The organism is Streptomyces sp. XY431, from assembly GCF_001279805.1.
Taxonomy (GTDB): Bacteria; Actinomycetota; Actinomycetes; order Streptomycetales; family Streptomycetaceae; genus Kitasatospora; species Kitasatospora purpeofusca.
Genome location: NZ_LGDO01000112.1, coordinates 1 through 13,088, shown reverse-complemented (window position 1 = coordinate 13,088; position 13,088 = coordinate 1). Strand labels below are relative to the sequence as shown.

The window sequence follows — 13,088 nt, the reverse complement described above, 5'->3', positions numbered from 1 at the left end:
GAGATGTGTATAAGAGACAGGGGTGGGCGCGGGTGTAGCCCTTCCACTCGTTGAAGCCGAAGTCGGCGTAGAGGGGGTTGGCCGGGTCCTGGGTGGCGCCGGGGGCGTGGTGGGCGAGCGGGAAGTCCAGCGGCTCGATGTGGGCGTCCAGGCGCGGGTTGTAGAAGAACGGGACGGAGTAGCGCTCGCGGGCGCCGGGCGGGCTGACCACGCGGTGGCTGGTGGCCTTCAGGTAGCCGTCGGTGGCGACCTCCAGCAGTTCGCCGAGGTTGACCACGAAGGCGCCCGGCATCGGCGGGACGTCCAGGAAGGAGCCGTCGGCGCGCTGCACCTGGAGGCCGCCCACGGTGTCCTGGAGGAGCAGGGTGATGAACCCGTAGTCCTTGTGGGCGCCGACGCCCTGGCCGGCGCCGTCCGGGGCGGTGCCCGGGTAGCGGACCAGCTTGAGCCGCAGGTGCGGGTGGCCGGCGAAGGCGTAGTCGTAGAACTCCGGGCGGGCGCCGATCGCGGTGAGGAGTTCGTGCAGCAGCGTGCGGGCGACGGCGCCGAGCCGGTCGATCCAGGTCAGGGCGGCGTCGCGCAGTGCCGGCAGGGCCGCCGGCCACTGGTTGGGGCCCTCCAGCCACCAGTAGGCGGGTTCGCCCGGGCCGGGGACGTGCGGGGGCAGTTCGGCGCCGATGTCGAGCTGGTCGCGCCAGTCCTGGCTGCCGCCGGTGCGCTCGTCGCCGGTGCGGGTGTAGCCGCGGTAGTGCGGCGAGTTGAGGTTGGCGACGGCGAGGCGGTCGGCCTCGGGGAGGGTGAAGAAGGCCCGCATGGCGTCGGTGAGGGCGTCCGTCTCGGCCGGGGTGACCCCGTGGCCGACGAGCTGGAAGAAGCCGACACCGGTGGCGGCGGCCCGGAGCGCGTCGTGCAGCCGGGTGCGGTCCGCCGGGCTGCCGTGGGCGAGCGAGAGGTCGATCACCGGGAGGGCGTCCTCGGTGGTCGGGAGGGTGGCCGAGGTGGTGGTGGGGTGCTGCTGCGACATGGATGACATCCGCTGGGTCTCGTCCCGGCCGGCTCCGGTGGTGACCGGGAATGCCGGGGACGCGCCTGGTGCGGCGGCTGTGCCCGGGGCCGGGGAGGGGGGACGCGGCCGGTGGGGGCCGCGCTGAGGGTGGGGTGCGAGGTTCAGCTGGAGCGTCGACAGGACATGCTGGTCACGCGGAGCAGGTCCACGTGGCGACGGCGAACGAGTATGAGCACGTCACCAGCCTAGATCAACCGTTCGGGTGGTGGCGTCGGGGGCTGGGGTCTATGGCATGGGCATGCCGAGATAGTGCTCCCGCCGCGCCGTCCCGGCAAGGGGTGGGGTGCCGTGATTCCTGGCCGCCCGCTCGGGAGGGCGGGTGCGCCCCGTTCGGGGCTTGACCTCAAGCGAGCTTCAGGTTCCATGATTGTCCGCATGAACAACGCACTCATGAACGCCGGTTCCGTCGAGGCCGAGATCGCCGCCATCCAGCAGGTTGTCGCCACCGTCGAGCACGCGCAGGTCAATGAACTCCCGGAGGTGTTCATCGACCTCTTCCGGGAGGACGCGATCTGGACCACCGGGCACGGCAAGGTCCTCCTCGGCCGGGACGCGATCGCCGAGTTCACTCGCGAGGTGCTCCCCGGGGCCTTCGCCGGAACCGGCCGGACCGCCAGCTACGAGGTAGCGCACGTGTTCTTCGTCCGCCCCGACGTCGCCGCCGTCAAGGTCCGCCAGCGGTACCTCGACGCCGCCGGTGAGCAGGTCGGCGACGAGGGCAGCCCGCTGTACGTGATGGCCAAGGAGGACGGCCGCTGGCTGCTGACGGCCAATCAGAACACCCTGGTGGCCTCGGAGCAGTAAGGACTACCGGTGCCGGAGGTAGGCGGCCGCGGTCGCCCGGAGCCGGTCGTGCAGGCCGTCGTACGCCCGGGTGCGGCCCAGCAGTGACTTGGGCAGCTTGGCGGCCATGGTGTAGTTGGTGTCGCACACATTGGCCGCCGGCGCCAGGCCGGCCTGGCTGACCAGCTGGTAGGCGTCCAGGGTGTCCAGGCCGAGCAACTCCCCGGTCCAGCCGACGAGATCGTGCTGGCTGATCCGGAAGGCGTCCTCCAGCGGCCGGGCCGAACCGGTGGAGATCAGGTAGCGGTCGTCCTCCAGCCGGGGCCAGGCGGGCCCGCCGCCCTTGACGAGGTCGACCACGACCGTGGTGCGCATCGCCGTCTCGACCGCCGTGCCGCACACCTCGCCCTCGCCCTGGCGGGCGTGGCCGTCGCCGACGGCGAGCAGGCCGCCGGGCACGTTGACCCGGAAGTAGGCGGTGGCACCGGCCCGCATCTCGGGGGTGTCGAGGTTGCCGCCGTGCGCGCCGGGCGTGATCGACATCAGGGTCTCGCCGCCGGCCGGGGCGACGCCGACCGTGCCGTGCATCGGGTCGAGCGGCAGGTCGGCGGTGAAGTCGCCGACCCGGGCCTGGAACCGGCAGATCCCGGCCGCCCGGTCCAGCTCGTACACCCAGACCCGTTCCTCCAGCGGGGCGTGCAGCATCGCGGTGCTGTGGGTCGCGGTGAGCGCGCCGAAGTGCGGGAAGGTGCTGGAGATTCCCCAGTCCCGGGCCGGGGCGATCTCCACGAAGTGCACCGCGAGGGTGTCGCCGGGCTCGGCGCCGGCCACCGCGATCGGCCCGGTGACCGGGTTGAGGTAGGGGAACTCGCAGACCTCGCTCGGCAGGTCGCCGGTGCCGCGGACCCGGCCGCCGAAGCAGTCCTCGGTGGTCAACTCGACGATCGTGCCGGGTCGGACGGTCAACAGCGGGGCGCTTCCGCCGAAGGTGTAGGCGTACTCGTCGGGGGTCGGGGAGAGCGTGACGACGTCGGGCAGGCTCACTGGTTCTCCTTGCTGAACGGCGAGTTGTGGGAGGGGGAGGGGGCGTCGGGGGAGGCGGCGACCGCCGTCAGGTTCGGCCGGCGGCCGGAGAGCATCAGTCCGGCCAGGACCAGCCCGCCGATCGCCAGCCAGACGAAGCCGAGCCGCTGGGCGGCGATGTCCGCGTTCACGACCACGTACGCCAGGACGGCGAATCCGGCGGCCGGGGCGAGGAGATGGCGCCACCAGTCCCGGCTGCGCCGCCGCACCAGGTAGTGCACCACCACGGACACGTGCAGGACCAGGAAGGTGGTCAGCGCGCCGAAGTTCACCAGCGTGGACAGCAGGGTGATGCCGTCCTCGCGCGAGGCCGTCCAGAGGCCGAGGACGAGCGAGACGCCCGCCGTCAGCAGGGTGGCGTTCACCGGGACGCGGCGGCCCGGGTGGACCTTGGCGAGGAAGGCGGGCAGCTGCCGGTCCCGGGCCATCGCGTACAGCAGCCGGGAGGTGGCGGCCTGGGCGACCAGGGAGTTGGCGAAGCCCCAGGCGACGGCGGTGGCGGCGGCCGTCACGGTGGCGAGCCAGCCGCCGGCGGCGACCCGGGCGGCGTCGTAGAAGGCGGTGCCGTCCGGATCGCCCTCGGCGATCAGCGCGTTCGGGTCCGGGACGAGCAGGGAGGCGATCCAGGTCTGGGCGACGAACAGTGAACCGGCGAGCAGCAGGGCGGCGATCATCGACCGGCCGATGGCCCGGGTGGAGTCCCGGTTCTCCTCGGAGAGGGTGGAGATCCCGTCGAAGCCGAGGAAGCTCAGCACCGCCACCGAGACCGCGCCGAACACCAGACTCCAGGAGAACGTCTGGGAGTTGTAGACGGGCGTGAGGTCGAAGCCGCGGCCCTTGCCGGCGGCCAGCGCCGCCAGGCCGAAGCCGACGAAGACCAGCAGCACCAGCAACTCGCCCACCAGCATGACCTTGTTGACCTTCGAGGTCATCTCGACGCCCAGGTAGTTGACGGCGGTGTTGAGCAGCACGAAGCCGACCAGCCACAGCCAGACCGGGACGGCCGGCACCAGGGAGTTCATCGCCACACCGGCGATCAGGTACAGCAGGCCGGGGACGAGGACGTAGTCCAGCAGGATCATCCAGCCGGCGAGGAAGCCGACCGGCGCCGCGATGCCGCGCCCGGCGTAGGTGTACACCGAGCCGGCCATCGGGAAGGCCCGCGACATCTGGGCGTAGGAGAGGGCGGTGAACATCATCGCCACCATCCCGAGCCCGTACGCCAGGGCGACCATGCCGCCCGAGCCCTGGAAGACGCTGCCGAAGATGCCGAAGGGGGCGATCGGCACCATGAAGACCAGGCCGTAGACCAGCAGGTCGGTGAAGCGCAGGGAGCGGCGCAGCTCCTGCCGGTAGCCGTAGCCCTCGATGCCGACGGGCGCGGAGGGGTCGCCGGGCGCGGAGGGGCTGACGGGGCCGGAGGGCGGGGCGGGTGCTTCGGACATGGGGGGCTCGCTTCCGTGACGACCCGGGGTGGTGGTGGGAGAGACTAGAGCCAGTTATTTCCAAATGGAAGGGTTTTGGCGGGAGGTTGCCCGGCACTCCGCCGTTCACGGCAGGACCGTGAACCCCAGGCCCTCCGCCCGCGCCAGGTGCACCCCTTCCCGGGCCGGTCCCAGCGGGGCCCGCGCCCACGCCCGCCGCACCGCCGGGCCCTCCCCGCACAGCAGGCGCGCTGCCGCCCGCGCGAGCCCCCCGTCCGCGACCAGCTCCCCGCGCGCAGCCAGTGCCGCCACCAGGTGCAGCCCGTCGTAGAGGCCCACCGCGTACGCGTCCAGCACCGGCGCGTACGGGCCGAACACCGCCCGGTGCCGCTCGGCCAGCCGCATCCGCCGCTCCTCGCCGAGGCTCGCGAACGACGGCATCGCGGCGTACAGGGTGCCGGTGGTGTCACCGCCGTACGCGAGCAGGCTGTTCTCCTCCAGGGCGCCGGACAGCCGCACCAGCCGCCGGTCCAGGCCGGTGCGGCGCAGCGCCCGGTTGAACCGCACCAGGTCGGCGCCGATCAGGCTCAGCAGCAGCGCGTCCGCCCGCAGCGTCCGCAGCGCGTCCAGCAGCGGCTCCAGCCCGCGTTCGGCGGTTCCGAACGGCAGGTGCCGGTCCAGCACCACCCGCGCCCCGGCCCGGGCCACCGCCGACCCGGCCGCCCGGTGCACGGCGCGGGGCCAGATGTAGTCGTTGCCGACCAGCGCCCACCGGCGCAGCCGGTGCTGCCCGGTGAGCCGTTCGACCACCCCGGCCAGTTGGCGGGCCGGCTCCGCCCCGGTGCAGACGACGCCCGGCAGCCGCGTCCCGCCCTCGTGCGGCGGGGTGAACACGTACGCCGCCCGACCGGTGGTCACCGCTTCCACGGCCCGGTGCACATCGCTGGAGTGGCAGCCCGCCACCGTGTCCACCGCCCCGGCGTCCAGCAGCAGCGCCACCTCCCGGGCCACCGCGTCCGGTCGGCCGCCGCCGTCCACCAGCACCAGTTCCAGCGGCCGGCCGCGCACCCCGCCGCCGGCGTTCACCTCGTGCGCGGCCAGCAGCGCGCCGTCCAGCGCCGAGGGCCCGGTCAGGCCGAGCGGGCCGGACTGCGGCACGACCAGGCCCACCCTCAGCGCCGGTGCCTCGCGGGGGAGGTGCAGCGCGTCGAGTGGCTCCAGCAGCTTCACGTCGGCGCCCATGGCTTGCGAGTATCGTCATGGCAGCCGGTCCGGCCAAGCGGGCCCGGGAAGGCCGGGCGGGCCGACCGTACCGGCCACGGCCGGAACGACAGCTGGAACGACGGCCGGAACGACAGCAAGAGCGGCGGGGAGAGCGAGACGGCCATGACACCACCAGCCACCCCCGGCACCTCGACCCCGGGCACCGTCCCGACCGGGGGCACCGCCGCCGACGAGCCGCTGCTGATCGAGCTCCTCACCCTCGCCCAGCGCCGACTGGCCCGCGACCTGGCCGCCCGCCTGGAGGCCGAGGGCTGCACGCTGGACCAGTGGCGGGTCATGCGCTGCCTCACCGACGACGCCGGCCGCTCGATGGGTGACCTCGCCCAGGCGCTGCTCATCCCGCAGGCCAGCCTCAGCCGCCTCGTCGACGCCCTCACCGAGGCCGGCCTCGCCTACCGCCGCCAGGACGAGCAGGACCGCCGCCGGATCACCGCCCACCTCTCCCGGCGCGGCCTGATCCGCCTCGAACGCCTCGACGCCCTCGCCGCCGCCCACGACGCCGCCGTCCGCACCGCCTGCGGCTCCACCGACCCGGGCCCCCTGCTGCGCCACCTCACCGAAGCCTGACCGGCCGGGGTCTGACCGGCCGGGGCCCGGCGTGGCGGGCGGGTCAGGGTGTGTCGCCCGGCCGGGGGCCCTTTCCGTCCGCTGCTGCGTGCGGGAAGGGGCAGCCGGCCGAGCGGGGTGTGTCGTCGAAGGTGCCCAGTTCGCTGATCCGGTAGCCGTACGGGTAGCCGGGGTAGCTGCGGACCTGCCAGCCGTCGCGGGCCAGGTGCGGTCGGCGGCGGGGCGGGAGCAGGCGGACGAAGCGGCCCCGCAGTCGCATCCCCGCCCGCACGGCGCGCCGCAGCGGCGCCGAGGGGGCCGGGTAGCCGAAGGCCTCGCGCAGCGGGTCGTCGAGCAGGCAGAGCGAGGAGAGCCGCATCGAGGACCGCAGCGGCGCCGGGTACCAGGAGGCCATCAGGCCGAGCGTCGAGTCGGAGACCGCCCGGCCGCCCTCGTCGAAGGCGAAGTGCTCGCGCTCGTAGTCGTCGAGCAGTTGCTCGAACTCCTCGTAGGTCTCCGGGAGGTCGACCAGGCCCATGTGCCGGCCCAGCTCGCGGTAGTAGTTGACGCTCGCCCGGATCTCGTGTGGGGAGAGCCGCCGCCAGCCGTAGTCGTCCATCCAGCGCTTGGGTGTCACCACGAACGTGGACAGCACGTAGCGGTAGTCGGCGTCGGATATGTCGTACCGGCGGTGCATCCCGTTCATCCGGCGGATCGCCTCGCGGCCCTGCGAGGAGTCGAAGCCGTGCTCGACCACCGCCTCCAGGATCAGCACCGTGTCGTCGTAGCGCTTCTGCGTGCGCCGGGTGAACTCGCCGGTCCCGGCCAGCAGTCGGCCGATGCTGGGCACCGCGTAGGTGCGGTAGAGCGCGAAGCTGAGCGACTGGGTGTAGTCCCACGGGAACTCGTACCAGCTGCTGATCCGGTAGATCTCGGTGAACTCGGTCTCCGGGTCCATGTGCTGAATCTTCTTCAGCCAGTCGTATCGCTGCACGGGCCCCGACCCTAGAGTCCTGGTCAGGGCCGGGTCAACGGCACCCCCGCCGGGCCCGCCGGGGTGGTCGGGGGCCCGCGAAAGAATCTTCCCGGAATTCCGGCCGGCGATGTCGAGACCGTGCGGTCGGCTCCGACCCCTCGGTGCAGGCCCACCACGAACGAGGAGCGCGACCATGAAGTACATGCTGCTGATGCAGTTCAGCAAGAACGACGTCGACTTCCCGAAGGTCGAGGACTGGCCGCTGGAGGACGTCCGGGTCCACGTCCAGTACATGCGGGACCTGAACGCCGAGCTGGCCGGCACCGGCGAACTCGTCGACGCCCAGGGCCTGGACATGCCGGAGACCGCCCGGATCGTCCGCGCGCAGGGCGGCGGCGTGCCGGTGGTCACCGACGGGCCGTTCGCGGAGAGCAAGGAGTGGGTGGCCGGCTGGTGGATCGTGGACTGCGGCACCCAGCAGCGGGCGATCGAGGTCGCGGCCAAGGTCTCGGCCGCCCCCGGGCCGGAGGGGAAGCCGCTCGGCATGCCGGTCGAGGTGCGCCGGATCATGTCGGAGTCGCCCGTCGAGGTGTGAGCACCGACGCGTGAACGCGGTCCGGCCGGGCCCACCACCCCCGTGGGCGGGCCCGGCCGGACCGCGTGGTGCCGGGCGTCAGAGGCGCCCGGCCGCCGCTGCCCCGGCCGCTGCTGCCCCGGCCGCTGCTGCGCTGTCCACCGCTGCCCCGTCCGCCGCTGCGTGCTCCGCCGCCGTCCGGGCGGCCTGCTCGACCCGGGCCCGGTGGGCGGCCCACCACGCCTCGTCCCCCGGGGCCGTGTTCTCGCCGTCCCGGCGCTGCCCGGTCGTGCCGTCGACGAGCTCCCGCACGATGTCGGCGTGTCCGGCGTGCCGCTGGGTCTCGGCGGTCATGTGGACGAGGCTGTGGTGCAGCGTCACCGCACTGCGGTCGCCCCACGGCACCCGGCCGACGGCGTCCAGCGGCAGCGCGGCGATGGTCTCGTCCGCGTGCGCGCAGGCCGCGCGGTACTGGCCGACGATCAACTCCCGGCTCTCCTCGGGGGTCGCCCAGAAGTCCGCGTTCGGTTCGGCGTCCCCGGTGATCCACGGCCGGGGTGCCTCGAAGGGCCGCCCGAAGGTCTCCCCGAAGTAGAGGGCCTCCGCCGCCGTCGCGTGTTTGACCAGCCCCAGCAGATTGGTTCCGGTCGGTGTCAGCGGGCGGCGGACGTCGTACTCGGACAGCCCCTCCAGCTTCCACAGCAGGGCGTCCCTGGCGTCCTGCAGATAGGTCCGCAGGTCCTTCTTGAACGCCGCCGGTCCGGAGGAGGTCCCGGGAGGGTCGGTCCTGGTCTCGGTCTCGGTCTTGGCCTCGGTCTCGGTCTCGGTCATGGCGGCCAGTCTTCCGCCGCGGCCCGGTCCGTTCACCGGATTTTCCGGCGGCGGGACCGGGCCGCCCTCACTGCGCCCCGACGGGCAGCAGGCCGCGCTCTCCGAAGACCTTCTTGGCGACGAACGTGGCGTTCAGGGCCTTCGGGAAGCCGCAGTAGGCGGCGGAGTGCAGCAGCACCTCGGTGATCTCGGCGGGCGTGAGGCCGACATTGAGGGCGGCATTGAGGTGGACCTCCAGCTGCGGTTCGCAGCCGCCGAGCGCGGTGAGCATGCCCAGGGTCACCAGCTGCCGGTCGCGGGGCTTCAGCCCGGGGCGGCTGTAGATCTCGCCGAAGCCCCAGGCGACGATCTGGTGCGCGAGTTCGGGGTGCACGTCGGCGAGTGCGTCGACCACCCGCTGCCCGGCCTCGCCGTCGACGGCGGTGAGGACGGCGAGTCCCCGGTCGAACCGCTCCTGCCTGGTGCCGACGGTCTCGGTGCTGCTGCTCTCGGTGCTGTTGCTGTCGCTGCTGTCGGTGCTCATGGGGGGCTCCGTTCCCTGGTCGTCCTCGGTGTGCGGTGCTGCCGACCGTACGACTTGGAGTGCACTCAAGGTCAACCATCCACGCCGCCGCCGCAGGCCGGCGGGTTCCGCCGATCTGAGCAGGGCGAATGCCGATGGTTATCATGCGGACGGGGGAGTCGTTCCGGTGTGGGGGGAGTCGGTAGGTGGGCCAGGACGGGTGGTCCGGCGGGCTGAGGTTCGAGGTGCTCGGACCGGTGCGCGCTCTGCGGGACGGGGAAGAGCTGCCGCTCGGTTCGCCGCAGCAGCAGGGGCTGCTGCTGTCCCTGCTGTTCCGGTCGGGTCGGCAGGTGTCGGGCGGCCAGCTGATCGACGACCTGTGGGGCGACGAGCCGCCGGCCAGCGCCCACGGCGTCATCCGGACGTATGTGCACCGGCTGCGCCGGATCCTCGGGCCGGACGTGCTGACCTCGCTCGGCGGCGGCTACCTGCTCGTGGCCGACCACGACGGCCTCGACACCGCCCGGTGCGAGACCCTGGCGGCCCGGGCGCGGATGCTGCGCGCCGACGGGCGGCCCGCCGAGGCCGCCACCGCCCTGCGGGCGGCGCTGGCGCTCTGGCGGGGCGAACCGATGTCGGGGGTGCCCGGGCCCTATGTGCAGCGTCGGCGCCGGGAGTGGGAGGAACGGCGGCTCGCCGTCCTGGAGGCACGCCTGGAGGCCGAGGCGGAGGGCGGGGCCGCGCGCGGTGGCGAGGGCGGCCGGTGGACCGGGTCGGTCGCCGAACTGACGGCCCTGGTCGAGGAGCACCCGCTGCGCGAGCGCCTCTCCGAACTGCTGATGCTCGCGCTGTACCGCTCCGGACGGCAGGCGGACGCGCTGGAGGCGTACCGCACGGCGGACCGCCGGCTGCGCACCGAGCTGGGCGTCGAGCCCGGCCCGGGCCTGCGCGAGCTGCACGGGCGGATCCTCGCGGCGGACCGGACGCTCACGGCGCCCGCCGTCCGGGAGGTCGCGGCCCGGAAGGTCGCCGCCCGGGAGGTCGCGCCGACGCTCCCGGGGGAGGCCGCCGGGGCGGACCCGGCCACTCTGCTCGTTCCCGACCAACTCCCGGCGGCTGTGGCCGACTTCACCGGGCGAGCGGCGGAGGCCGAAGCGCTGCGGGCCGCCCTGCGGGAGCCGGGCTGCGTACCCGTGGCGGCGGTCGCGGGCATGGGCGGGGTCGGCAAGACCGCGCTCGCCGTGCAGGTCGCGCACGACCTCGCCGGGGAGTTCCCGGACGGCCGGCTCCATCTCGACCTGCACGGCACCGACGGCCGCCCGACCCGGCCCGAGGAGGCGTTGGCGGTCTTCCTGCGCTCCTTCGGCGTGGTCGGCGGGGCGATCCCGACCGGCCTGGCCGAACGTGCCGCCCGCTACCGCTCGTTGCTGTCCGGGCGGCGGGTCCTGGTGCTGCTCGACAACGCGCGCGACGCGGAACAGGTCAGGCCGCTGCTGCCGGGCAGTCCGGGCTGCGCCGTCCTGGTCACCGGCCGGACCCGGATCGGGGCGCTGCCCAACGCCCGCTTCACCGAGCTGGCGGTGCTGTCCGCCGACGAGGCCGTCACCCTGCTGACCCGGATGGTGGGCGGCGAGCGGGTCGCGGCCGAGCCCGAGGCGGCCTGCGAACTCGTGCGGCTCTGCGGGCAGTTGCCGCTGGCGGTGCGGATCCTCGCAGCCCGCCTGGCCTGCCGTCCGGGCTGGAGCATCGCCCGGCTGGTGGAGCAACTCGGCGGTGACCGCTACCGCCTGGACGCGCTGCGGGCCGGGGACCTCGCCGTGGAGTCCTCGTTCCGGTTCGGCTTCGACCAGCTGGATGCCGAACAGGCGCGCGCGTTCCGGTTGTTGGCGGTGCCGGAGGTGCCGGACCTGTCGCCCGGGGAGGTGGCCGCGGTGCTGGACCGGCCGGCGGCCGTCGCCGAGGAGCTCGCCGAGTCCCTGGTGGACTGTTCGATGCTGGAGGTCGCGGCGAACCCGGACCGCTACCGCTACCACGACCTGCTGCGGGCGTTCGCCCAGCGGCTCGGCTGCGGGGACGGCGCCGGGGCGCAGGAGCAGGCAGAGGCGGAGCGGGTGGGTGTGCTGACCCGGCTGGTGGACCACCACCACGCGAGAGTGACGGCCGGCCCCGGTGCCCCGGCGGCCCACGGCGGGGGCCACCCGGTCGCCGGCAGGGGCCACGCGGCCGCCGGCGGAGACTACGTGGCCGTCGGCGCGCTGGTGGGCCAGTGCGCGAAGCTCCCGCGCCCGGCCGCCGGGGTGGTGGCGCCGGCGCTCGACCGCCTCGCCGAACTCCTCCTGGGCGTCTGTCTGTCGGCGGATTCCGGCCGCGCCACCCGGCCGCTCGGACACGCCGCCAACGCCCTCCTGCGCTCGGCCCTGGAGCAGGGCGACCGCACCGCCGAGGCCCGGGCCAGGCTGGTGCTCGGCCGGTTGCTGACCGAGGTCGGCTCCGCGTCCTCGGCGCTCTCCGAACTGCTCCGGGCCCGCGACCTGTGCACCGCGCACGGACTGCCGGAGCCGCTGCTCGCCCTCGCGCACGGCTCGCTCGCGGCCTGCTTCGTCCACCTCGGCCGCGCGGAGGAGGCGGTGGCCGGCTTCTCGGCGGCGGTCGCCGTCCGGGAGCGGTCCGGGGACCGGCGGGCGCTGGCCGCCGAACTGCTGGACCTGGCCGGGGCGTTCGCCGGGCAGGGGCGCTACGACGCGGCGGGCCGGGTGATCGACCAATCGTTGCTGGTGAGTCATGAACTGGCCGACCACGCCTTGGAGGCCCGGGCCCGGGAGGCGCTCGGATCGATCGCCCACGACCTCGGCCGGCACGACGGGGCGGTCTCCCACCGGCGGGCCGCGCTCGCCCTGACCGACCCGGCCGACCACCGGCGCACCGGCCGGATCCTGTTGCGGCTGGTCGAGTCGCTGCGCGCGGCCGGGCGCGGCCCGGAGGCGGTCGAGGCGGCGGAACGCGCGGTCGAGGCGCTGACCCTCGACGGCGACCACCGGGGCCGCGGCCTGGCCCTGGCCGCACTCGGCGACGCGCTGGCCGACGGTCCGGCGGCGGCTGGTGGCCCGGCGGCGGCCGGTGGTCCGGGGGCCAACGGCTCCCCGGCTGCGGTCGAGGGTTCGGAGGCCGGCGCGTCGCCGGAGGCCGACGGTCCGGCGGCGGCCGACGTCAGGGCGCGGGCCCGGGCCTGCTGGGCCGAGGCGCACGACATCCTGGCCCCGATCGGCTCGCCCGAGGCCGAACGCCTGGTGCCCCTGCTCGGCCAGGGCCACCCGGTCGGGCTGCCCCGGCGGCCCTGGCCCTCCTGGCTCCCGGCCTGAGCCCTCGGGCCAGGAGCCAGGAGGGCCAGGGAGCCAGGGAGGTCAGGAGGGCCAGGGCCGCCGAGGGTTGTCAGGCTGCGGTGACCGTCCAGATCTGGTCGGCGGAGGCCTCACAGGAACGGAGCGTGGCAGGCGCGTTCGGACCGGCGGCGGACAGACAGCGCAGCGCGTCCCCCCGGACGCCCAGCAGATAGCCGCCGGACACCGGGATGAACGTCCAGGCCTGGTTCGTCCGGTTGGGAACCGGCTGCGACAGCCTGGTCCGGGAACCGCTCTCCTCCAGGTCCAGGACCTTGGTGTACTGGCTGGCGCCGTTGAACAGGGAGTACCCGCCCCCGGCCCGCGTGGTCAACTGCCACACGCCGCCGGGGCCGCCGTCGTCCGGGGCCACCACCACCGGGTTGCCGTCCCGGTCGAGGGACCCCTGGTCGTAGAGCGCGGCCCCGGCGTTGGACACCCGGGCGCGCGCGGGCAGCGGGCCGGACGGCTGGGTCGGCGGCTTGATCGGCGGCTCGGTCGGGGGGGTCCCGGGCGGCGGGGGGGGGGGCGGGTGCCGGGGCGGGTGCCGGAGCCGTCGGGGGCGCCGGGGGCCCGGCGACCGGGTCGGCGGGCGGTCCCGCGGCCCGGGACACCGCGCCGAACGCCTCCGGCGCGGTGTCC

12 protein-coding genes are annotated in these 13,088 nt (G+C 74.5%); 4 read left to right on the top strand and 8 right to left on the bottom strand.

Annotation, left to right across the window (positions count from 1 at the left end; genetic code table 11):
• Positions 1–1,024: isopenicillin N synthase family dioxygenase (locus tag ADK60_RS14295; protein WP_053646172.1), on the bottom strand; the 1,024-nt coding region annotated here is incomplete at its 3' end.
• 417 nt (positions 1,025–1,441) lie between these two features.
• On the opposite strand from ADK60_RS14295, the gene ADK60_RS14290 reads away from it, so the two are divergent.
• Positions 1,442–1,870: an SgcJ/EcaC family oxidoreductase gene (locus tag ADK60_RS14290; protein ID WP_079008355.1), complete on the top strand. Its 429-nt coding sequence runs from the start codon at positions 1,442–1,444 to the stop codon at positions 1,868–1,870.
• A gap of 3 nt (positions 1,871–1,873) precedes the next feature.
• Here ADK60_RS14290 and ADK60_RS14285 read toward each other — a convergent pair whose 3' ends face one another.
• The 3 genes from ADK60_RS14285 to ADK60_RS14275 all read right to left on the bottom strand — a co-directional run bounded on the left by ADK60_RS14285 (position 1,874) and on the right by ADK60_RS14275 (position 5,598).
• A complete protein-coding gene (locus tag ADK60_RS14285; RefSeq protein ID WP_053646168.1) occupies positions 1,874–2,893 on the bottom strand; it encodes an acetamidase/formamidase family protein in 1,020 nt (339 codons plus the stop codon).
• A complete protein-coding gene (locus tag ADK60_RS14280) occupies positions 2,890–4,377 on the bottom strand; it encodes an APC family permease (RefSeq protein ID WP_079008354.1) in 1,488 nt (495 codons plus the stop codon). Before ADK60_RS14280 ends, ADK60_RS14285 begins: the two co-directional genes overlap by 4 nt.
• 105 nt (positions 4,378–4,482) lie before the next feature.
• The gene (locus ADK60_RS14275; RefSeq protein WP_053646166.1) at positions 4,483–5,598 is read right to left on the bottom strand and encodes a substrate-binding domain-containing protein; all 1,116 of its coding nucleotides are present in this window, start codon (positions 5,596–5,598) and stop codon (positions 4,483–4,485) included.
• A gap of 144 nt (positions 5,599–5,742) precedes the next feature.
• On the opposite strand from ADK60_RS14275, the gene ADK60_RS14270 reads away from it, so the two are divergent.
• Positions 5,743–6,207 (top strand): MarR family winged helix-turn-helix transcriptional regulator, encoded by a 465-nt coding sequence (locus ADK60_RS14270; protein ID WP_079008353.1) that lies wholly within the window; start codon positions 5,743–5,745, stop codon positions 6,205–6,207.
• A gap of 43 nt (positions 6,208–6,250) precedes the next feature.
• On the opposite strand, the gene ADK60_RS14265 is transcribed toward ADK60_RS14270, so the two are convergent.
• Positions 6,251–7,180, bottom strand: coding sequence for an oxygenase MpaB family protein (locus ADK60_RS14265; RefSeq protein ID WP_053646164.1), 930 nt, complete (start codon positions 7,178–7,180; stop codon positions 6,251–6,253).
• Positions 7,181–7,355: 175 nt separating this feature from the next.
• Here ADK60_RS14265 and ADK60_RS14260 point away from each other — a divergent pair, with 175 nt between their 5' ends.
• Entirely contained in the window at positions 7,356–7,757 is a 402-nt protein-coding gene (locus ADK60_RS14260) for a YciI family protein (protein WP_045942127.1), read from the top strand.
• Positions 7,758–7,835: 78 nt separating this feature from the next.
• On the opposite strand, the gene ADK60_RS14255 is transcribed toward ADK60_RS14260, so the two are convergent.
• Positions 7,836–8,567 (bottom strand): DinB family protein, encoded by a 732-nt coding sequence (locus tag ADK60_RS14255; RefSeq protein WP_079008352.1) that lies wholly within the window; start codon positions 8,565–8,567, stop codon positions 7,836–7,838.
• Positions 8,568–8,634: 67 nt separating this feature from the next.
• Positions 8,635–9,090, bottom strand: coding sequence for a carboxymuconolactone decarboxylase family protein (locus ADK60_RS14250; RefSeq protein ID WP_053646162.1), 456 nt, complete (start codon positions 9,088–9,090; stop codon positions 8,635–8,637).
• 185 nt (positions 9,091–9,275) lie between these two features.
• Between ADK60_RS14250 and ADK60_RS14245 the strand changes: the two genes are divergently transcribed.
• Complete coding sequence (locus tag ADK60_RS14245) at positions 9,276–12,428, top strand: AfsR/SARP family transcriptional regulator (protein ID WP_053646160.1); 3,153 nt, start codon at positions 9,276–9,278, stop codon at positions 12,426–12,428.
• A gap of 70 nt (positions 12,429–12,498) precedes the next feature.
• Here the strand turns inward: ADK60_RS14245 and ADK60_RS14240 are convergent, their stop codons facing one another.
• Complete coding sequence (locus ADK60_RS14240) at positions 12,499–12,885, bottom strand: RICIN domain-containing protein (protein WP_053646158.1); 387 nt, start codon at positions 12,883–12,885, stop codon at positions 12,499–12,501.
• Positions 12,886–13,088 lie beyond the last annotated feature (203 nt).